The 20,141-nt window shown below is 61.6% G+C and carries 18 protein-coding genes; 7 read left to right on the forward strand and 11 right to left on the reverse strand.

Annotation, left to right across the window (positions count from 1 at the left end):
* Positions 1–82: 82 nt before the first annotated feature.
* Entirely contained in the window at positions 83–958 is an 876-nt protein-coding gene (locus tag K6117_RS04255; RefSeq protein WP_246604797.1) for a DMT family transporter, read from the reverse strand.
* Between the two features lie 130 nt (positions 959–1,088).
* Here K6117_RS04255 and K6117_RS04260 point away from each other — a divergent pair, with 130 nt between their 5' ends.
* From K6117_RS04260 to pepN, 3 genes are read left to right on the forward strand one after another with little or no spacing between them, the layout of a single operon-like run.
* On the forward strand, positions 1,089–2,867 hold the full coding sequence (locus K6117_RS04260) for an ABC transporter transmembrane domain-containing protein (protein ID WP_221792468.1): 1,779 nt from the start codon (positions 1,089–1,091) through the stop codon (positions 2,865–2,867).
* Positions 2,851–4,611 (forward strand): putative bifunctional diguanylate cyclase/phosphodiesterase, encoded by a 1,761-nt coding sequence (locus K6117_RS04265; RefSeq protein ID WP_246604798.1) that lies wholly within the window; start codon positions 2,851–2,853, stop codon positions 4,609–4,611. Before K6117_RS04260 ends, K6117_RS04265 begins: the two co-directional genes overlap by 17 nt.
* A gap of 31 nt (positions 4,612–4,642) precedes the next feature.
* On the forward strand, positions 4,643–7,243 hold the full coding sequence (gene pepN / locus K6117_RS04270; protein ID WP_221792469.1) for an aminopeptidase N: 2,601 nt from the start codon (positions 4,643–4,645) through the stop codon (positions 7,241–7,243).
* 153 nt (positions 7,244–7,396) lie between these two features.
* On the opposite strand, the gene K6117_RS04275 is transcribed toward pepN, so the two are convergent.
* The 3 genes from K6117_RS04275 to rplU all read right to left on the reverse strand — a co-directional run bounded on the left by K6117_RS04275 (position 7,397) and on the right by rplU (position 8,724).
* Positions 7,397–7,948: a GNAT family N-acetyltransferase gene (locus K6117_RS04275; protein WP_221792470.1), complete on the reverse strand. Its 552-nt coding sequence runs from the start codon at positions 7,946–7,948 to the stop codon at positions 7,397–7,399.
* 181 nt (positions 7,949–8,129) lie between these two features.
* Entirely contained in the window at positions 8,130–8,396 is a 267-nt protein-coding gene (rpmA, locus tag K6117_RS04280; RefSeq protein ID WP_221792471.1) for a 50S ribosomal protein L27, read from the reverse strand.
* 22 nt (positions 8,397–8,418) lie between these two features.
* Positions 8,419–8,724 carry a 50S ribosomal protein L21 gene (rplU, locus tag K6117_RS04285; protein ID WP_221792472.1) on the reverse strand — a complete coding sequence of 102 codons (306 nt, stop codon included), beginning with the start codon at positions 8,722–8,724 and terminating at the stop codon, positions 8,419–8,421.
* A 257-nt stretch (positions 8,725–8,981) separates the two neighbouring features.
* On the opposite strand from rplU, the gene K6117_RS04290 reads away from it, so the two are divergent.
* Genes K6117_RS04290 through K6117_RS04300 form a run of 3 tightly spaced genes read left to right on the forward strand, consistent with a single transcriptional unit; the run spans position 8,982 to position 12,974 of the window.
* Positions 8,982–10,331 (forward strand): glutamine synthetase family protein, encoded by a 1,350-nt coding sequence (locus tag K6117_RS04290; protein ID WP_221792473.1) that lies wholly within the window; start codon positions 8,982–8,984, stop codon positions 10,329–10,331.
* A 4-nt stretch (positions 10,332–10,335) separates the two neighbouring features.
* Positions 10,336–11,628, forward strand: a complete 1,293-nt coding sequence (locus tag K6117_RS04295) for an NAD(P)/FAD-dependent oxidoreductase (RefSeq protein ID WP_221792474.1) — start codon at positions 10,336–10,338, stop codon at positions 11,626–11,628.
* Positions 11,625–12,974 (forward strand): aspartate aminotransferase family protein, encoded by a 1,350-nt coding sequence (locus K6117_RS04300; protein WP_221792475.1) that lies wholly within the window; start codon positions 11,625–11,627, stop codon positions 12,972–12,974. Before K6117_RS04295 ends, K6117_RS04300 begins: the two co-directional genes overlap by 4 nt.
* A gap of 167 nt (positions 12,975–13,141) precedes the next feature.
* Here the strand turns inward: K6117_RS04300 and K6117_RS04305 are convergent, their stop codons facing one another.
* The 3 genes from K6117_RS04305 to ftsE are packed head-to-tail and all read right to left on the reverse strand — an operon-like array spanning position 13,142 to position 15,272.
* On the reverse strand, positions 13,142–13,675 hold the full coding sequence (locus K6117_RS04305) for a YdcF family protein (RefSeq protein WP_221792476.1): 534 nt from the start codon (positions 13,673–13,675) through the stop codon (positions 13,142–13,144).
* Positions 13,672–14,559: a cell division protein FtsX gene (locus K6117_RS04310; protein WP_221792477.1), complete on the reverse strand. Its 888-nt coding sequence runs from the start codon at positions 14,557–14,559 to the stop codon at positions 13,672–13,674. Before K6117_RS04310 ends, K6117_RS04305 begins: the two co-directional genes overlap by 4 nt.
* A complete protein-coding gene (ftsE, locus tag K6117_RS04315; protein ID WP_221792478.1) occupies positions 14,556–15,272 on the reverse strand; it encodes a cell division ATP-binding protein FtsE in 717 nt (238 codons plus the stop codon). Before ftsE ends, K6117_RS04310 begins: the two co-directional genes overlap by 4 nt.
* 126 nt (positions 15,273–15,398) lie before the next feature.
* On the opposite strand from ftsE, the gene K6117_RS04320 reads away from it, so the two are divergent.
* Entirely contained in the window at positions 15,399–16,163 is a 765-nt protein-coding gene (locus K6117_RS04320) for a zinc-ribbon domain-containing protein (RefSeq protein ID WP_221792479.1), read from the forward strand.
* Here the strand turns inward: K6117_RS04320 and K6117_RS04325 are convergent.
* The 4 genes from K6117_RS04325 to K6117_RS04340 form a co-directional block, all read right to left on the reverse strand.
* A complete protein-coding gene (locus K6117_RS04325) occupies positions 16,141–17,517 on the reverse strand; it encodes an MATE family efflux transporter (protein ID WP_246604799.1) in 1,377 nt (458 codons plus the stop codon). The two genes, K6117_RS04320 and K6117_RS04325, sit on opposite strands and share 23 nt — an antisense overlap.
* Positions 17,518–17,617: 100 nt before the next feature.
* Positions 17,618–18,040 (reverse strand): nucleoside-diphosphate kinase, encoded by a 423-nt coding sequence (gene ndk / locus K6117_RS04330; protein ID WP_221792480.1) that lies wholly within the window; start codon positions 18,038–18,040, stop codon positions 17,618–17,620.
* Between the two features lie 136 nt (positions 18,041–18,176).
* Positions 18,177–18,617 carry a DNA polymerase III subunit chi gene (locus tag K6117_RS04335; protein WP_221792481.1) on the reverse strand — a complete coding sequence of 147 codons (441 nt, stop codon included), beginning with the start codon at positions 18,615–18,617 and terminating at the stop codon, positions 18,177–18,179.
* Positions 18,607–20,094, reverse strand: a complete 1,488-nt coding sequence (locus K6117_RS04340; protein WP_221792886.1) for a leucyl aminopeptidase — start codon at positions 20,092–20,094, stop codon at positions 18,607–18,609. The genes K6117_RS04335 and K6117_RS04340 overlap by 11 nt, the downstream gene beginning before the upstream one ends.
* Between the last annotated feature and the right edge of the window lie 47 nt (positions 20,095–20,141).

Raw genomic sequence — 20,141 nt, forward strand, 5'->3', positions numbered from 1 at the left:
CTGATTTCATCAGTTCATCGCAAGAGCGCCCGGAAGGAAACTTCCGGGCGTTTTTGTATGTGCTGAAACGCGCTGTAAAAGTTCAGACCGGCTCGACCGGCACCGGATGGCCGGGACGTCCCGCCTTTGCCGCCAGCCAGCATGCGCCAAGGATCAATACTGCGCCCATCCATGTCGTCGGGGTGACGCGCTCATTGAAGAATATCCAGCCAAACAGCACTGCCCATAAAAATGCGGTATATTCGATGGGCAGCAGATATTGCGTCTCCGCCCGACCATAGGCCCATGACAGCAACATCAAGGAAATGCTCGCCAGCACCGCCGCACCTATAAGGCCCGGCCAGTGTTCGCCCCCCGGCACCTGCGCGAGCCACGGGGCGGCCAAGGCGAACAACAGGCACATGAAGATATTCTGGAACGCGCTCACTTCCAACGGGTCGCTATGCGCGGCCTGCAATCGCTGGAGGATCAGATTATAGGCATAGCTCGCCGCCGAAATCAGGATCGCCCCCGCCCCCAACATTGCGTCTGCGCCATAATCGCCGCGCAACTTGCCAAACAGGATCACCGCCACGCCCGCCAACCCGACCAAGGTCGCTCCAATCGCCCGATTGTTCAATTGCTCCCCCAAAATGACGCGGGCGAGATAGAGCGTTATTAACGGCGCAATGAACGACAAGGCGATGGCTTCGGCCAATGGCGTGCGCATCAGGCCCCAAAAAAAGAACATCGTCATTACCGTCGCCGCCGCGCTGCGTAACACATGATAGCGCATCGCGAGGCGGGAAGGCCGCTGGCGGCAACGCAGCGCATAAATACTGCCCATGACCACCGCCCCGATCAACGCGCGCCACAGCATCGCATTATACGCGCCAATCGCGAGCGAGGCCCCTTTCATCAACGCATCCATCAGGGAAAACAACGCCGTACCAACTAGCGCCATCGCGAGCGGCGCCATCAAAGACGGATGAGATGGGAGTGAATGGTTCATGCCAGCGCTATACATCGCGATGATGGCGGGACAAAACATAGAAACGCGCATGTTCTGCGGTTGAGGCACAGCCATCGCCCTGCTAGGCGATAACGCCATGGCACGCCAAGAAAGTCCCGCACCGGGCAGTCGCAAATTCGATTCGCTTCAAATGGTCTGGAGCTTCGCACGACATTATCCGGGCCGCATCGCGGCGGCGATCGCTGCGCTGATCGCCTCATCCGCCGCGACCATGGCCATCCCCAATGGTTTCCGACTGGTGATCGACAAGGGCTTCTCCGCCGAACATGGCGGCGATATCGGGCGCTGGTTCCAATATCTGCTGGCTGTCGTCGTCATTCTGGCGGTGGCGACATCGTTGCGGTTCTATTTCGTATCCTGGCTCGGCGAACGGGTCGTGGCCGACATTCGCATCGCGGTGCAGCGCAATCTGTTGCGCCTGTCCCCCAGCTATTTCGAAGAAAACCGCCCGGCGGAAATCACCTCGCGGATTACGTCCGACACGACGTTGATCGAACAATTGGTCGGCACGACGATTTCGCTCGGCCTGCGCAACAGCCTGACCGGGCTGGCGGGCATCACCTATCTCTTTTACATCGCGCCGAAGCTCGCGGCGATGATGCTGCTGATCATCCCGATTGTCATCGTCCCCATTCGCGTCATCGGCAAGCGCCTGCGCGCGGTCGCCCGTTCCAGTCAGGATCGGGTCGCGGATGTCGGCACGATCATCAGCGAAGTCCTGTCCTCGATGAAAATCGTGCAGGCCTTCGGCCAGCAACAGCGCGAAGGCGACCGGTTTGAACGCTCGGTCGAAACCGCCTTTGGCACGGCGCGCAAACGGGTCATGCTCCGCGCCTTGCTGACCGTGATCGTCATCGGTCTGATCTTCGGCTCGATCACCTTCATCATGTGGCAGGGCGCACTCGATGTGCAGGCCGGTCGGATTACCGGCGGGACCATCGCCGCATTTGTGCTGACCGGCGCATTGGTGGCGGGTTCGCTCGGCACGCTGGCGGAGGTTTATGGCGACATCGTGCGCGGCGCAGGCGCCGCCAGCCGCTTGGCCGAACTGCTCGCGCAGCAGCCGACCATCGCGCCGCCCGCCCATCCGGTGGCCCTCCCCTCCCCGCCGCGCGGCGAGATCGCGTTCGACCATGTGTCGTTCCGTTATCCGACCCGGCTTGAACAATTGGCGCTGGAAGATTTCTCGCTCAGCGTCCGTCCGGGCGAAACTGTCGCGATTGTCGGGCCGTCGGGCGCGGGCAAATCGACCTTGTTCCAGTTGCTCCAGCGCTTTTACGACCCGGAAAGCGGCACGATCAGCGTAGATGGCGTCGCGCTCAAGGACGCTGACCCCGAGGACATTCGCTGCCGCATCGCGATGGTGCCGCAGGAAACCGTGCTGTTTGCGGCCTCGGCCCGCGACAATCTGCGCTATGGCCATTGGGATGCGGATGATGCCGCGCTCTGGGCCGCCGCAGAAAGCGCGAACGCTGCCGATTTCCTACGCGAATTGCCGGATGGGCTGGATACGTTCATGGGCGAAGGCGGCGCGCGCCTGTCCGGGGGGCAGCGCCAGCGCATCGCCATTGCCCGTGCCCTGTTACGCAATGCACCGATCCTGCTGCTCGATGAGGCCACCTCCGCGCTGGACGCCGAATCGGAACGGCTGATTCAGGACGCGCTCGACCGATTGATCCAGAATCGCACGACCTTGGTCATCGCCCATCGCCTCGCGACCATTCGCTCTGCCGACCGGATTATCGTGATGGATCGCGGGCGCATTGTCGAAACCGGCACGCATGATAGCCTGATCGCGCTGAATGGGACTTATGCCCGACTGGCGCGGCTGCAATTTGATGGTATTCAACTCTGATAGCGTTCGCGCTGTCCGCGTAAAGGAAAGCTCTATCTCGCATCGTCCGGCCCCGCTCTCTCCCGCGCTGTTCCTCTTGTCGTTCCGGCATCGGGATAGCCTTGCCGGCATGGCCGGGCGCGGTGGGTGGCGCACGATTGCCGCACGACGCGGCGAAGGCGCGGACCAGCGTTTCCTTGAATCCGATGCCCAGATTGCCGTCGTCGACGCCCGCGATGCGCTGTTCGACGGGCTGGAGGCTACGCGCCAGCTCGCTGGCCCGGCCAGCAGCACCGGCGCGGCATTACTGATCCTGTTGGGCCGCAAGGACCGCAGCGCATTGGAAGCCGCCTATCAGGCGGGTGCGACCCATTATCTGATCGAACCATTCATCGAAAACGACTTTCAGCACGCACTGCGCTTTGCCGAACGCCATGCCCGCCGCCTGTCCGGCCATTGGCAGCACAGCCTGCGCGAAGGCGGTGATCATCAAGACGACATCACTGGCACCGACACCCGTGATTTATTGACAAGCCTGCCCGATGCCACCGCCGTGCATCAATGGCTTGGCCCCAGATTGGCCGCGCCCAAGGGCAAGCTCGCGTTGTTGATGGTCGGGATCAGCCGCTATGATGCGATCAATGCGGCTTATGGCCGACGCGCAGGCGATCTGGTGCTGCAAATGCTGGCGCGGCGGATTGATCGGATCGTGCGCGCCACCGGGCGGCGTCACAGCATCTTGGGCCGTATCGCCGGGTCGGAATTCATCATAGCCCTGCAAGATGAACAGGCCCCGGAAATCATCCAGATCATATCGGAGCAAATCGCCACCGAAACTGCTCGCCCGTTTGTGGTGGATAGCGACCTCATCACCATCTCATGCCGCACCGGCGTTGCCTTGGCCCGCACGGGGGATGATGCGATGTCGCTCATTCGCCGTACCGGCCTTGCGTTGACGGGCTCGATCCCGCTCGACATCGGCGAAGACGGGTGGGAGGTCGATCTGGAGGTGGACCTGCGCGCCGCGCTCGCCACCGATGCGATCGACATGCTGTTCCAGCCGCAATGCCAAAGCGCGGATGGCCGCATGGTCGGCGTCGAGGCCCTGGCCAGGTGGGATCATCCCGTGCTGGGCCAGATCAACGCCACCACCTTGTTCAATGTTGCGGATCGGGCCGGGCTTGCGCCGCAATTGTCCGCCCATGTCCAGCAAAAGGCGCTGGCATTGGCGATGCAATGGCCCGCCAGCCTCGATCACATCCGGCTGTCGATCAACATCACCGCCGCCGATATCGACCAGCCGGATCTCGCCCAACAAGTCAGCCGGATGCTGGCTGAAACGGGCTTCCCGGCAGACAGGTTGACGCTGGAAATCACCGAAAGCGGGCTGATCGACAATCTGTCAGCAGCGGCGGAGCGGCTGGCGGAATTACGGTCGCAAGGCATTCGCATCGCGATTGACGATTTCGGCACGGGCTATTCCAGCCTTGCCTATCTTAAAAGCCTGCCGCTCGATTATCTCAAGATCGACCAACATTTTGCCCGCGATATCGCGGGCTCCCCGCGCGATCGGATCGTGATCCGCAGCGTGATCGAAATGGCGCTGTCGCTCGGCCTTGCCGTCATCGCCGAAGGGATCGAAACGCAAGAACAGCTCGCCCTGATCGCCGCCGAGGGCTGTGGCCTGATTCAGGGCTTTCTCTTCGCGCCGCCGCTCAACTCGGCCCAATTGGCCGAATTTGCCGCAGGCCATATCCCGGATTGAACCCTTGCCCCTTAACACCGAGACACCATCCATGACCGATGCGATGAACGCCAATGCCAACACTCATGCCCCTGCCGTGATCCAGCGGCATGATTATCGGGCGCCCGATTGGCTGGTGCCGGACATCGCGCTCGATTTCGATCTTGATTCAGAGGAAACCACGGTCATCGCCCGACTCCATGTCCGCCGCAATGGCGCGCATGATCGGCCCTTGGTGCTGGATGGCGATGGGCTGGCCCCGCTGGTGGTGCAGGTCGATGGCCAGCCGATCAACGATTGGCAATTGGTCGATCAGCAATTGATCGTGCCGTTGTCCGGCAATGATCATGTCATCACCACCGAGGTCGCGATCCAGCCGGACCAGAACACCCAGTTGATGGGGCTTTATGCCTCTGGCGGCCTGCTCTGCACCCAATGCGAGGCCGAAGGTTTTCGCCGCATCACCTTCTTCCCCGATCGGCCCGATGTGTTGAGCCGCTACAAGGTCCAGATGCGCGCCGATAAGGCCGCGTATCCGATCCTGCTCGCCAATGGCGATCCGATTGCATCGGGCGACAGCGGCGATGGGCGGCATTGGGCCGAATGGCATGATCCCCACCCCAAGCCCTGTTATCTCTTCGCACTGGTGGCGGGCGATCTGGCGGCCAATGCAGATCATTTCACCACCAGCGAAGGGCGCGAGGTCGCGCTCAACATCTGGGTCAAGCCGGATGATGTGCCGCGCACCCATCATGCGATGACCGCGCTCAAGGCCAGCATGAAATGGGACGAAACCGTCTATGGCCGCGCCTATGATCTCGATGTGTTCAACATCGTGGCGGTCGATGATTTCAACTTCGGCGCGATGGAAAACAAGGGGCTTAACGTCTTTAACGCGCGCTATATTCTCGCCGATGCGGAGAGCGCGACCGATCTCGATTTCGACAATGTCGAAGGGGTCGTCGCCCATGAATATTTCCACAATTGGTCGGGCAATCGAGTCACCTGCCGCGACTGGTTCCAATTGTCGTTGAAAGAAGGCTTCACCGTTTTCCGCGATCAGTGTTTTTCGGCGGATCAAGGCTCGCCCGCCGTCAAGCGGATTGACGATGTCCGCAATTTGCGCGCTGCCCAATTCCCGGAAGATGGCGGTCCGCTCGCCCATCCGATCCGCCCGGACAGCTATATCGAAATCAGCAATTTCTACACCGCCACCATCTATAACAAGGGCGCGGAAGTCATCCGCATGATGCACAGCCTGTTGGGACCGGATCGTTTCCGCCAAGGCACAGACCTGTATTTCGCCCGCCATGATGGCGAGGCCGCGACCTGCGACCAGTTCGTCGCCGCCCTGTCAGACGGTAGCGGCGTCGACCTCACCGCCTTTCACCTCTGGTATGAACAGGCGGGCACGCCCAAGGTCGTGGCAAGGCTGGAACACGGCGCAGATGGCGTAATCCTGCACCTGCAACAAATTGTCCCGCCGACCCCGAGCCAACCTAACAAGTTGCCGATGCCGATCCCGTTGCGGGTCAAATTATTCGAACAGGCCGATGGCCGCGCGATTGGCGATGAACAATTGATCCTGCTCGATACCGCGCAACAAAGCCTCAAGCTCGCGGACAAGGCCGATGCGCCGATCCTGTCAATCAACCGCCATTTTTCCGCACCGGTGATCATCGACATGGACCGCAGCGCCGCCGCCTTGGTGACGCTCGCCGCCCATGATGACGACCCCTTCTCGCGTTATGAGGCGCTGCAACAATTGATGGTCGATATTTTGCTGGCGGACATGCGCGGCGAACAGCCGGACATCGCCCCGATCATCACCGCCGTGCAGCGCACGCTTGAACATGCCGCTGCCGACCATGCCTTTGCTGCCGAGGCCGTATTGCTGCCGTCCGAGGCCTTTCTCGGCGATCAACTGGTGCGCGTCGATCCGGTCGCGATTCGACAGGCGCGCGACCGGCTGCGCACCCAATTGGGCCAGCAGCTCCTACCCCTTTGGACCAAGGCATATGAAGATGCCGCACCCGGGCCGTTCTCGCTCGACCGGGTCGCCAAGGGCAAAAGGCGGCTGCGCAATGTCATCCTCGGCTATTTGATGGCCGCAGATGAGGCGATGGGTGCCAAGACCGCATGGGCGCAATTTGCACAGGCCGATAATATGACCGCCCGGCAAGGCGCGTTGACGGCGCTTGTGAACAGCAATGCCGAACAACGGATGGCCGCGCTTAATGATTTCTACGGGCGTTACCGAGCCGATAATCTCGTTATCGACAAATGGTTCACGGCGCAGGCGGCCTCGACCCGTGAAGATACAATTGCGCAGGTCCGGCGCTTGGCGACGCATGCCGATTTCACCCTGCACAACCCCAACCGCGCCCGCGCCCTGATCGGCGCCTTTGCGGCCAATCAATATGCGTTTCACGATGCATCGGGCGATGGCTATGCGTTTATCGGCGACATGATTCTGGCAACCGACCCGATCAACCCCCAGGTCGCCGCCCGCCTTGTCCCGCCCTTGGGCCGCTGGCGGCGCTTTGACGATGCACGGGCAAGGTTGATGAAGGCCCAGCTCGAACGCATCCTCGCCCATCCCGGTATGAGCAAGGACGTGTTGGAACAAGCGAGCAAGAGCTTAGGCGCATAGGATTGGGGGGAGACCTGACCGCGTTATTCCCACCAACGGCGCATTAGCGCCGCAAGGCCGACCGGCCGCCGCCGCTTATTGCGGCGTAGCCAAGGCGACGGATGTCGCCGCCCGGCGCCTGAGGACTAAAACAAAAAACGCGGGCTAAACAAACTACGCCGCCATCGCCTGTGGCCCGTCCGCATCGGCCCGATTGAACTCCAGCCGATAGGCGCGCGCCAGCGACAAATCCGGGCGGGCGAGGCTCGGGCGCGGGGCCGTCATGCCGGTCGATTGAAAACCGAGCTTCTCCAGCACATTGGCCGATGCAGGGTTGTCGCAGAAATGCCATGCACCCACCGCTGACAAGCCAAGGCTGTGCTGCGCCGCATCCAACAATGCCGCCGCACCCTCTGTCGCGAAACCAAGGCCCCAATAAGGGCGCGCCACCCAATAGCCGAGATAGGGCAAGCCACCATCGCCGCGATGCAGGCCAACGCCACCCACCAGCCGGGGCTGGCCCATGGTCCGGCTGAACATCAGCAACCCCGGCAAATTCTGCTCTTGCGCGCCCGCGATCAACGCCGCGGCATCATCGACCGTAAAGGGAAAAGGCACCCGCGCCAGATTGCGCGCGACGGCCTCGTCACCCAACAGGCTGGCGAGTTCGTGGCATTCTTCATGCCAAGCGGGGCGCAGCAATAATCTGCCTGTTCTTATAAACATCTCTCTCTCCATGCGAGCCCTGTAGCACCCGAACGTTACAGTTTCAGGGCATTCGGCTCCGATTCGGAGGAGACATGAAAAAAGGGAGATCGGGCGGGCCCGTCTCCCTGTTTCAACCGGTTTTTACGCCGGGAACCATCAGGTCGTCCCCTCAAGGACGACCCAATTCATGGTCGTCCGATTACTCGGCTGCCATCGGCATATCGATGTGCACGAATTTGCGGCCAAGACGGCCTTCGTGGAACGATACGCGGCCTTCGGTCAGCGCGAACAAGGTGTGATCCTTGCCGATGCCGACATTGCGGCCCGGATAGAATTTGGTGCCGCGCTGACGGACCAGAATGTTGCCCGGAATGACGACTTCGCCGCCAAACTTCTTCACACCAAGGCGGCGACCTGCTGAGTCGCGACCGTTGCGCGAAGAGCCGCCTGCTTTCTTATGTGCCATGGTTCAAACTCCTCGTATTCGCTCAGGCTGCCGCGCCGACAGCGGTGATCTTCAGGATCGTGTGCTGCTGACGATGGCCATTCTTGCGGCGATAATTGTGGCGACGGCGCTTTTTGAACACGATCACCTTCTCGGCTTTCGCCTGCGCGATGATTTCGGCCGAAACCGTCAGGCCTTTGGTGGCCTTCAGATCGGCGCCTTCACCGGCGAGCAGGACATCGTCCAGCTTCACGGTATCACCAGCGTTGCCGGCGATTTTCTCGACGACGATTTTGTCTCCTGCGGCAACGCGATACTGCTTGCCGCCCGTGCGCACGATAGCGAACATGGCCCTCATCTTCTTTCATCAAGCCGTAATGGCTATAAAACAAAAATCGCCGCGACGCGCCCGGACATGCGGATTTTCATCCACCGTCCCGAACGTGATGCGGGAAAGAGTGGTCCCGTTATGCGAGGCCCAACCGAGAGTCAACTAATTTGAGCCTGAAAATCAGCATAGGACACCTGATTTTCATGCTGCTTTCTGCTTGCCAAGCACCTGAATGAGGGGTGATAGTCGATCAGGGCAAAAAAGGAATATCCGCCATGTCCAAGGAATTGCAGCACTTCATCGCCGAACATGGGATCAGCGAGGTGGAATGCATTGTCCCCGACATGAATGGCGTGCAGCGCGGCAAGGTCTTGCCCGCCGGGAAATTCCTGTCCTCGGTCAAGGATGGCACCCTCAGGATTCCTGGCAGCATCTTCACCGTAACGGTAACCGGCGAATATCCAGAAGGCGTCAACCACATCATCCCCGATTTCGACCCGGACCTGATCATGGTCCCGGATGCCAGCACGATCCGCGAAGCGCCGGGTTTCCGCACCCCGACCGCCTATGTCATCGCCGACACCTATAATCGCGACCATGAACCGATCGCCATTGCGCCGCGCATGGTCCTGAAGCGGGTATTGCAGATGTTCGCGGACAAGGGCTGGGCGCCGGTAATCGCGCCGGAACTGGAATTCTACCTTGTCGCCGTCAATCAGGACCCCGATTTCCCGCTCACGCCACCTTCTGGCCGCTCTGGCCGACCGGAAACCGCGAGCCAACCTTATGGGCTGGAAGCGCTGAATGAGTTCGAAGACATTATCGAACATATTTACGATAGCTGCGAAAAGGCGAAGCTCAACATCGACACCATGATTCACGAGGCGGGCGCGGCGCAATTGGAGGTCAATTTCCTCCATGGCGATCCGCTTCGGCTGGCGGACGAGGTGTTATTGTTCAAGCGAATCGTCCGGCAGGTCGCGCTCGAACATGGGGTGTATGCGACCTTCCTCGCCAAGCCGATGAGCAACCAACCCGGCAGCGCGATGCACATCCACCAATCATTGACCGACATCGCCACCGGCAAGAATGTGTTCAGCACCGGCAATGGCAAGGATAGCGCGTTGTTCCGCTCCTATATTGCCGGGCTGGTGCGCCTGCTACCGCAGATCACACCCTTGTTTGCGCCCAATGTGAACAGCTATCGCCGGATGCGCCCGGATTCGGATGCGCCGATCAATGTCCAATGGGGTAGCGACAATCGCTCCTGCGGCCTGCGTATCCCGATCTCCGACAGCAAGAACCGCCGGATCGAAAACCGCCTGCCGGGCGCGGATTCCAACCCCTATCTCGCCATCGCGGCGTCGCTGATCTGCGGCTATATCGGCATGGTTGAGCGGATGCAGCCTCCCAAGAGCATCGCCGGTAATGCCTATAACCGGGCGCGCACCTTGCCCCGCTCGTTGGAAGGCGCGCTTGATCGCTTCAGCCATTGCAAGCCGGTCAAGCAATTGCTGGGCGAGGATTTTTTCGAGATTTTCTACGCCATCAAGGAAAGCGAACTGTTCAACTATCAATCGGTGATCAGCAGCTGGGAGCGCGAACATCTGTTGCTGCGGGTCTAGCATCATGAACAACAACGCCCCCCATATTGGCAACACCCAAAGCTGGTATCAGGCCACGGCCCATGCGGCCCCCGCCGCCGCCCGGCTTGTTGGCGATGCGCGGGTGGATGTCGTCGTCATCGGCGGCGGTTTTACCGGCATCGCCAGCGCCTTGTCGCTGGCCGAGGCGGGACGGTCGGTGCTGCTGCTGGAGGCTGAGACCATCGGCGCTGGCGCATCGGGCCGCAATGGCGGGCAATTGATCGCAGGGCTGCGTTGGGACGCGAGCGACCTTGTCGAGCGTTTCGGCATGGCACAGGGCAAGGCATTGTTCGACCTTGCGGTGACGGCGCTGGATCGTGTGCGCGCCCGAATCACGCGGCATGACATCGCCTGCGATTATCGCCCCGGCCAGTTTTACGCCGCCGCCCGCCCCGATCATTTCCCGAAAATGACCAAGGAGGTGGCGTTCCTGCGCGATGTTATGGGCTATGACCATGTAAAGCTGGTCGCGCGGGACGATGTCCACCGCATCGTCAACGCCGATGGCTATTATGGCGGCATCATGGATCGCAACGGCGGCCATTTTCACCCGCTGAATTATCTGATCGGCCTTGCCCATGCCGCCGATGCGGCAGGCGTCCGCCTCCATCACCACAGCCCCGCCCGCCGCATCGAACAACTGGGCGATAAAGTCATCGTCTCCACCGATCATGGCGTAGTCACGGCGGATCATGCGGTCTTGGGCTGCGACAGCGGCATGGGATCGATCCGGCCCGATCTCGCACGTTATGCGATGGCGGTGATGAATTATAATATCGCGACCGAGCCCTTGGGCGAAGATCGCGCACGCAGCCTGATCCCGGCCAATGCCGCCATTGCCGACAGCCGCTTCGTCCTCAATTATTTCCGCCTGTCATCCGACCATCGGTTGATCTTTGGCGGCGGCGAGAAATATTCCCCGCGCCCGCCAAAAGACATTCCCGGCTTTGTCCGCCCGCATATGGCGCGCGTTTTCCCCTCACTCAACAATATCGGCATCGATTTTGGCTGGGGCGGCGCAGTCGGCGTGTCGCTCAATCGCCTGCCGGTGATGGGGCGGGATGGGAACATCTTTTACGCCCATGGCTATTCCGGCCAAGGCGCAGCGCTCACAACACTCGCAGGCGAATTAATGGCCGAGGCGATCACCAGCGGCTCCACCGGCTTCGATCTGTTCGCCCAATTGCCACATCATCCCTTCCCCGGCGGACGGCTGTTGCGCCACCCGCTCTATGTGCTGGGCATGCTCTATTATGCGCTGCGGGACCGGATATGATTGATCAACAGGGGCTGAATGCCCTTATCGCCCAAGAAGAAGCACGCTTCATCCAGACCAATCCCCGCGCGCAAGCATTGGCGGCACAATCGGCGCAGCATTGGCACAACGGCGTGCCATTTCATTGGATGCTGGATTGGGGGACTCCCTTCCCCTTGGTCGTCGAACAGGCGCAAGGCGCGACGTTGACCAGCGTGGATGGCCAGCAGTTCGATGATTTCTGCTTGGCCGATACCGGCGCAATGTTCGGCCATAGCCCGCCCGCCGTCGCCGCAGCCCTGCGCCATCAAGCCAGCCGGGGCCTTGGCTATATGCTGCCGGGCGAAGACACGCTCAAAGTCGGCGCGTTATTGAGCCAGCGCTTCGGCCTGCCTTATTGGCAGGTGACGACCACCGCATCCGAGGCCAATCGCGCGGTCATCCGCTGGTGCCGGGGCATCACCGGGCGGCGCAAGATCCTCATTTTCAACGGCTGCTATCATGGCGCAGTCGATGATGTGTTTGTCGATCTGCAAGACGGCGCACCGCGTCTGCGTCCCAGCCTGATCGGACAGGTCGCCGATCCTCGCCAAGACACCGTCGTGATCGAATTCAACGATCTGCCCGCGCTCCAAGCCGCGCTGCATACGGGCGACATCGCCTGTGTGCTGGCCGAACCGGTGATGACCAATGTCGGCATGGTCCTGCCCGATCCCGGCTATTGGGCCGCTGCCAGCGCGATGATCCGCGCAGCCGAAACGCTACTGATCTTCGATGAAACCCATTGTATTTCCTCCGGCCCCTCGGGCGAAAGCGGACGGATCGGCATCGCGCCCGATCTATTCGTGATCGGCAAGGCGATTGCAGGCGGCGTGCCGGCTGCGGCCTATGGCTTTTCCGCAGATGTCGCCGCCGCGATGGATCGGGTGCAGCGGGATCGCCCCCCCGGCCATAGCGGGATCGGCACGACCCTCTCCGCCAATGCGCTGGCGATGGCGGCGATGCGGGCGATACTGGAACAGGTCATCACCCCCGAAAATTACGCCCAGATGCTGCCGCTGGCGGATCGGCTTGTCGCCGGGCTACGCGAGGTGATCGCGCATCATGGTCTGGATTGGCATGTCGCCCATGTCGGCGCGCGGGTGGAGTTCATATGCACCCCGCGCCCGCCGCGCAACGGCACCGAAGCCCGCGCCGCGATGCAGGGCCAGCTTGAACATGTCATCCATCTCTATCTGATCAATCGCGGCCTGTTGCTCGCACCATTTCACAATATGGCGCTGATCAGCCCCGCCACCACCGCCGCGCAAGTCGACCGGCTCATCGCGGGTGTGGAGGGTTTGGCCGCCACGCTATCCGGCATTTAGGGCTGCAAACAGGGTATCTAATTCGCCCCCTTTCGTCATTCCCGCGAAGGCGGGAATCCATAAAACTCTATCGGATCGAAGGTGGGCACCTCTCCCCCTTGGCCTGCCTTGTCTGGATTCCCGCCTACGCGGGAATGACGAAGGAAGAAGAAACCGAGGGGAGAGGCTTAGGGCCGATCAAACGGCAGGGACAGCAAGCGCCACAAGGTCTTGTTATATTCGATCAGCAGCCCGGCCATATCGGGCGTGGTGCGGATCGCATCGGCGTGGATCGTCACCTTGTCCCCGATCAGGCGGCGCAATTCCAACGTGGCACGGCGCATGTGCCAGTCGCTGGTAATCAGCCGGATCGAGCCATAGCCCCGGCGCTTGATCCATTTGGCGGATTCCTCGGCATTGGTGCGCGTATCGAAGGAATCGCGATCGAGATCGACGCAGCAATCGAACAACGACCGGGGATAGCCATAAGCCAAGGCCAGTTCATAAGGCTGCACCGGCCGATCGACGCCCGAAATCAACAGGCGCTTGGCCTGTTTATCGGCAACGACCTCCAACCCACGCGCCACCCGCCCGCGCCCGCCCGTCAACGCAATCGCGCCATCGGTGCGGACGCCCGCCAACGGCCCCGGCAAGGTGAAGGTGAATACCGTCAGGCCAAGGGTCCAGAGAATAAACAGGATAGAAAGCAAGCGCCGGATCATAGCATCTTCCGCAGGGTCCGAATGACAGTCACACGCGCCACCAGCGCCGCCACCATGGCAGCCGCAAGAGGCATCATCGTCAGCAACGCCACATCACTTAAACCAAGGCTTGCCGCCCCGGTCAGTTCCGATTCCATCGCGGCCACCCTTTGGCCGAGCAGCGCGATAATCAACGTCGCCACCGCCAGCCCGATCAAACCGCCAAACAATGCATCCAAGGCCGCCCGGCGCTGAAAATGACGCGCCAATTGGGCATCGGTCGCGCCCATCAAATGCATCACATCAATCGTCGAGCGATGGGTATTCAGCGTCCCGCGCACCGCCAGCACAATCGCCGTCATGATCGCGGCGAGCATCATCACCATCACCATCAACGCAATCACGCGGATCGTGCCCAATAAATCCGCAACCGGCGCCAGACCCGCCGCATTATTGTCGATCCGGGCCGCAGGCGCGACCCGCTTGATCCGCGCGGCGATCACATCCAGCCTTGCGCCGGGACGCAATTCCGCATCGACCATCACCGGCACCGGCAGATCATCGCCCAACACATCGGCCCCCAGCCAAGGCGCGAGCAACTGCCGCAATTCCGCCGCGCCCACTTCCTCATGGTGCAAAATCGCAGATTCCGCGCCCAAATAGACGATCAACGCCGCGCGCTGCGCCTCCAGCCGATCCGGATTCGGCTCGATCAACTGAATGGTCACGCGGCGTTCAAGATCGCCGCCAATCCGCACCACCGCATTGCCAATCGCCAGCGTCGCGGCCCCCGCAAGGATCGTCATCACCATCATGATCGCCAGCATCCACGGCATCGGTCCCGATAAACGGGTTTCCGGCAGCAATTGCCGTTCGGCGGTCGGGGGGCGCAGCCAGCGGATCATTGCGGGCGATAGGTCCGCGCGCCGGGCGGATTCCGCAATGTGCCGGTCGGATCGAGAATGCGGCCATTATCGATGCGGATCATTTCCGCGCTGGTAATGCGGCTGAGCAAATGAAGATCATGGGTCGCAACAATGATCGTCGTCCCCAAACGATTGAGCGCATCGAACAGATATAACAGCCGTGCCGCCATATCCGGATCGACATTGCCCGTTGGTTCATCCGCGACCAGCACTTCAGGCCGCGCAATTACCGCCCGCGCAATCGCGACGCGCTGCTGCTCCCCGCCGGAAAGCGTCGCAGGCCGCGCCGCGCCGCGTTCGCCAAGACCCACCCAATTGAGCATTTCCTGCACCGGGGCCTGAATTTCACGCTCCCGCACCCCCGCGATCCGCAAGGGCAAGGCGACATTATCAAAGGCGGATAAATGCGGCAGCAGCCGAAAATCCTGAAACACCACCCCGATCTTGCGCCGCAGGCCGGGCAGAATATCGCGCGGCATCGTCACGATGTCCTGATCGAACATGCGGATCATGCCCCGGCTGGGCCGCTGGGCAAGGTACAACAGCCGCAGCAAAGAGGTCTTCCCCGCGCCGGATGGTCCCGTCAAAAAGTAAAACCCGCCCTGACGCAGCGTAAAACTGATGTCCGACAGGGTTTCGGCGCCGGTCCCATAGCGCAGGCCAACATTTTCAAACTGCACGATGCCGGACATGATCTTGGCAATGGCACAGCAAGGGCCGTGCCGTAAAGCCATGATCCACAGTTCTAAGAACCTTATCACCATGTTGGATACGGCAATGCTTGCAGCTTGGTGATCTGATGCGTAGATTGCCGCCATATGATCCTGACCTGCCCCTCCTGTGCCGCCCGCTATCTTGTTCCCGACAACGCCATTGGCGCGACTGGTCGTCAGGTCCGCTGCGCGTCGTGTCGCCATAGCTGGTATCAGGAAGGTGCGGCATTGCCCGAACGGCCCGCCCCCGCAGCGCCGGCCACGGCCCCGATGGCACCAGCCGCTCCCGCACCCGCGGCGCCCGCTCCTGTGGTCAGCCCGTCATTGCCCTTTGCCGATGCCGCGCCGCAGCCTGTCGCAGCGCCGGTCGCGCCCATCGCGCTAAGCCCCCATATCGCGGATGCAGGCCTTGCCGATCCTTATGCCCATGAGGCCCCGTTCCAGCCGCGCCTCAATCCGGCCCGTCGTAACATGATACTCGCGATCATTTTCGCGGTGATCATGTTTGCAGCGATCGGCGGGTTAATGGCGTTCGGGCCGAACAACCTCGGCGAACGGCTCGGCATCACCGCCAATGGCGGTCACACGCCGTTGCTGATCCAACAGATCGGCAATGTCTCGCTCGAAACATCGGCGTCCGGCGATAAATTGCTGGCGCTGTCGGGCCGGGTGATCAACCCCACCGACCAGATCCAGAAAATCCCGCCGGTGCTGGGCGAAATGCGCGATGCACAGGGCCGCACCATCTATAGCTGGACGATCCGGATCGAGGGCAACAAGCTCGCCGCCAAGGGCAGCGTCGATTTCAACACCGCCGAGGTCAATCCCCCGCGCGGCACGAAATCCGTCACGATGCGCTTCGCCGACTGATTTTCATGAGCTGACGGCGCAACCACCACAATCGCGCCGATTGCAACAACGCGACCAGCAACATGCCGCCCGCTGCGGCCCAGATCAAGACCATCGGTCCGCCGCCATGGCGGACCATCCACCAGCCACCGATGCCGGTCACGATGAAAAAGCCGAACATCGTGTTCACCCCGGCCACCACCTGATCGCCCATCGCGCGCAGGACATTGACCAGCACCACCTGCAACGCATCAAACAGCATGAAGGGCGCAAGCCCGAACAACATCGCCACCGCCAGTGAAACCACCGCTGGATCACTGGAAAAAGGCGCAATCAGGCCATAAGGTGCGCAATAGGCCAACAGGCCAAATCCCCCCGTCACCAATACCGCCATGATCGCCGCCAACACGCCTCGCGCCGTCGCCGCCAGCGGCAGCCCCTCGCCCATCGCATTGCCCGCCCTGACCCCGGCGGCGGAGCCAAAACCCATCGACATGGCAAAACCGAAATTATGGAGCGACAGCATCGTCTGAAACGCGGCAGCCGCGACCGCGCCAAATTGGGTCGACAGCACGATCAGCCACGCAAAACCGGCGACTTCAAACCCGGCAGCCAATCCCGGCACCAGCCCGAACCGAGCCAAGGGCCAAAGACCGCGCGCCGCCCGCCGCCAATCGACCCATGCGACACATCGGATCCCGCGGGTCCGCGCCTCATCAATCCACCAGACCGAAGCGATCATCGCCAGCATCGCCAAGGTCGATGCCACCGCCGTCGCCAGCACCGCCCCCACCGCGCCCCATGCAGGCAGGCCGAAATGCCCCCCGGCCCAGGCCCAGGCCAGCACCGCATTCACCGGCAACACGCCAAGGTTGATCACCATCACCCGGCGCGGGCGGCTGATCCCTTCAAGGAAAAAAGCAGATGCAATCGACAGGAACTGCGCCGGATACGCGACCGCCATCGCCCGCACCACCGCCGCACCACCGCCTGCCAGATCAGGCGCGACCCCGATGCCGCGCATCAATAAATCCGCGCTCACCAGCAACAAGGCGCACAACACCGTCCCGATCAGCCCACCCAGCAACAGCCCGCGCCGCCATATATCGCCGGTTTCCAAGGCGTTCCCCGCCCCATCCGCACGCGCGGCAGAGACCAGCACGCCCGACATGGCCGCAATCCCGACAACGATGGTGATGAAGGTAATGCTCCGCCCGGCGGCCAGCACGCCAAGCTCCGCCGTGCCGATGCGGCCGACAATGGCGACATCGATCAAATGCATCAGCGTCCAGTTGAGGCTGGTCAGCATGACCGGCCAAGCCAGTCCGAATATGCGGCGAATTTCGTCGCGACGACTGGTGAATATCGGGATCATGGCGGCGTCATAGCCCGATCCGCGCGGCGGGGGCTAGAGATAGCTCGCCCGGCGCATAAATGACCGGGTCGGATAGTGATCCGACCCGGTAAAATCAGCTTTAGCCGACCAGTTCTTCCGGCTTGAAGAAATAGGCGATTTCGATCGCCGCATTTTCATCCGAGTCCGAACCATGGACCGAATTGGCTTCGATCGATTCGGCGAACAGCTTGCGGATCGTGCCTTCTGCGGCATCCTTCGGGTTGGTCGCGCCCATGATGTCGCGGTTGCGCTTCACGGCGTCTTCGCCTTCCAGCGCCTGCACAACGACCGGACCGGAAATCATGAAGGACACCAGTTCGCCAAAGAACGGACGTTCCTTGTGGACGGCATAAAAGCCTTCGGCCTGTTCCTTGGTCATCTGGATGCGCTTGGAAGCGACAACGCGCAGGCCGGCTTCTTCCAGCTTGGCGGTGACGGCACCGGTCAGGTTACGACGAGTCGCGTCCGGCTTGATGATCGAAAAGGTGCGGGTAACAGCCATGGGTTCGCTCCGGAAAATGATGTGATCAGAATGGCCGGTCCCCTAGCCGTTGCTGCACCGCAACGCAAGTCGAAGGGCGCGTTGAAATGCGGTCAAATCTTGGCCGCAGATAGAAGGACAGCCGCCAAAGCCCCCCTTAAGGCCCCTCGCGCCAGCGGCCTTCTTCGTCCTGCTTCCAATAATGCCGTTCGACATTGTCATTACCCGCCAAGGCTCGCCACGCCGCGCGCGCGCCGTCTATGGTCACCTCGTCAAACAGGTAAAACGCCCGGTCGAACCCCAACGCCAGATCGCGCCACACGCCATCGACAAGCGCGATATTACGTGCTTCGCCAGTTGGCTGATCTGGCAATGCGAGCAGGATCGGTTGCGCCGCATCATGTTCGCCGCCTGCGCGGCCATGCGGCAGAAAGCTCTCCGCCTTATACGTCCACAGCAATTGATCGAGCCGATTCAAAAGCCCCTCATCCTCGGCCACAATCGACATGCGTTCGCCCTGCGCGTGCACCCGCTCACAAATGGCGGGCAACACGCGTTCCAACGGCAATTGCGTCAAATGATAGAAATCAGCCCTCAAAATGATCAGCCACGAGTTGGTTCAACAAGGCCACGCCATAGCCGGATGCGCCCTTTTCCCATGTCGGGCCGGGCTTTGCTGTCCAGACCGTGCCTGCAATATCGAGATGCGCCCAGCGCACCCCTTCATCGACAAAGCGTTGCAGGAATTGCGCGGCGGTGATCGACCCGCCCTCGCGCCCGCCGACATTCTTCATATCGGCAATCGGGGAATCGATCTGCTTGTCATAGGCTTCGCCCATCGGCATCCGCCACAAGGGGTTGCCCGATGCCTTGCCCGCCGCCAGCAATTGTTCGGCCAATTCGTCGTTATTGCTGAACAGACCGGCATATTCATGGCCCAGCGAAATGATGATCGCGCCGGTCAAGGTCGCGAGATCGATCATGACTTCGGGCTTATATTTGCGCTGCACCCATGTCATCGCATCGCACAGGACGAGCCGCCCTTCGGCATCGGTGTTGATCACCTCGACCGTCTGGCCGGACATCGACACGACCACATCGCCGGGGCGCTGGGCGGTGCCGGACGGCATATTTTCAACCAGACCGCAAATGCCGACGACATGCGCCTTGGCCTTGCGGCTGGCGAGCGCGAGCATGGTCCCGGCCACGGCGCCTGCCCCGCCCATGTCCCATTTCATATCTTCCATACCGGCGGCAGGCTTGATCGAAATCCCGCCGGTATCGAAGGTCACGCCCTTGCCGACGAACACCACGGGCTTGCGCTCTGTCGCGCTATCCAGGCCATTCCAGCGCATCACCAGCAAACGCGGCGGGCGGGCGGAGCCTTGGGACACACCCAACAACGCCCCCATGCCGGCGGCGCGCATTTCGTCTTCGCCCAAAATTTCAATCTCGACGCCCAAGGTCGCCAGCCGCTCGCAACGCGCAACGAAGCTTTCCGGATAGATCACATTGGCCGGTTCCGTGACCAAGGTCCGCGTGAATTCAACGCCATCGGCAATCGCCGACAGGGTCGTCCATGCGTCCGCCGCCCCGCGCGCGCCGACGATTTCAATGTCGGACAGGGTCGGTTTTTGCGACTTGGGGAGCTTGGTGCGATAGACATCATGCCGCCACGACCGCAGCCGCGCGCCATACGCAAAACGCGCCGCCGCCTGATCAAGCCCAACCCCTTCCAACCCGGTAAAATCAACCGAAATCGCAGTCACGCCAGAGGTCAGCAACTTCACCGCCACCGCGCCGCCCGCTTTTTCCATCAGGCCATTGGTATCAAGAGGTCCCGTACCAAGCCCGACCAGCAGGATGCGCCGCACCTCCGCGCCATCCGCGACCAACGCCTCGGCGATGCTCGCCGCTTCGCCTTCGAAACGCTGGGCAATCGCCGATGCCTGCACCACCCGCGCTACATCGTTCGACAAACGCCGCAAGGCGCGGGTCAGGTCAATCGCCCCGCGCACAGGCAGGACCAAAGGCTGGGCGACTTGGGAGACTTGGTCGGCAAAGCTGAAGCGCATAATGATGTACATTCCATACTGATGACGAAAAAACGACTGTTGCTCCG

This window comes from Alteraquisediminimonas sediminicola (assembly GCF_019740335.1).
Classification (GTDB): Bacteria; Pseudomonadota; Alphaproteobacteria; order Sphingomonadales; family Sphingomonadaceae; genus Alteraquisediminimonas; species Alteraquisediminimonas sediminicola.

What these genes read in the sequence shown, in the direction of transcription:
- rpmA (WP_221792471.1), bottom strand. Translation starts at nt 8,396, where the DNA reads ATGGCACATAAGAAAGCAGGCGGCTCTTCGCGCAACGGTCGCGACTCA.
- pepN (WP_221792469.1), top strand. Translation starts at nt 4,643, where the DNA reads ATGACCGATGCGATGAACGCCAATGCCAACACTCATGCCCCTGCCGTG.
- K6117_RS04325 (WP_246604799.1), bottom strand. Translation starts at nt 17,517, where the DNA reads ATGATCCCGATATTCACCAGTCGTCGCGACGAAATTCGCCGCATATTC.
- K6117_RS04305 (WP_221792476.1), bottom strand. Translation starts at nt 13,675, where the DNA reads ATGATCCGGCGCTTGCTTTCTATCCTGTTTATTCTCTGGACCCTTGGC.
- K6117_RS04255 (WP_246604797.1), bottom strand. Translation starts at nt 958, where the DNA reads ATGGCGCCGCTCGCGATGGCGCTAGTTGGTACGGCGTTGTTTTCCCTG.
- K6117_RS04310 (WP_221792477.1), bottom strand. Translation starts at nt 14,559, where the DNA reads ATGATCCGCTGGCTGCGCCCCCCGACCGCCGAACGGCAATTGCTGCCG.
- K6117_RS04295 (WP_221792474.1), top strand. Translation starts at nt 10,336, where the DNA reads ATGAACAACAACGCCCCCCATATTGGCAACACCCAAAGCTGGTATCAG.
- K6117_RS04300 (WP_221792475.1), top strand. Translation starts at nt 11,625, where the DNA reads ATGATTGATCAACAGGGGCTGAATGCCCTTATCGCCCAAGAAGAAGCA.
- ftsE (WP_221792478.1), bottom strand. Translation starts at nt 15,272, where the DNA reads ATGTCCGGCATCGTGCAGTTTGAAAATGTTGGCCTGCGCTATGGGACC.
- rplU (WP_221792472.1), bottom strand. Translation starts at nt 8,724, where the DNA reads ATGTTCGCTATCGTGCGCACGGGCGGCAAGCAGTATCGCGTTGCCGCA.
- K6117_RS04260 (WP_221792468.1), top strand. Translation starts at nt 1,089, where the DNA reads ATGGCACGCCAAGAAAGTCCCGCACCGGGCAGTCGCAAATTCGATTCG.
- ndk (WP_221792480.1), bottom strand. Translation starts at nt 18,040, where the DNA reads ATGGCTGTTACCCGCACCTTTTCGATCATCAAGCCGGACGCGACTCGT.
- K6117_RS04320 (WP_221792479.1), top strand. Translation starts at nt 15,399, where the DNA reads ATGATCCTGACCTGCCCCTCCTGTGCCGCCCGCTATCTTGTTCCCGAC.
- K6117_RS04340 (WP_221792886.1), bottom strand. Translation starts at nt 20,094, where the DNA reads ATGCGCTTCAGCTTTGCCGACCAAGTCTCCCAAGTCGCCCAGCCTTTG.
- K6117_RS04275 (WP_221792470.1), bottom strand. Translation starts at nt 7,948, where the DNA reads ATGTTTATAAGAACAGGCAGATTATTGCTGCGCCCCGCTTGGCATGAA.
- K6117_RS04265 (WP_246604798.1), top strand. Translation starts at nt 2,851, where the DNA reads ATGGTATTCAACTCTGATAGCGTTCGCGCTGTCCGCGTAAAGGAAAGC.
- K6117_RS04290 (WP_221792473.1), top strand. Translation starts at nt 8,982, where the DNA reads ATGTCCAAGGAATTGCAGCACTTCATCGCCGAACATGGGATCAGCGAG.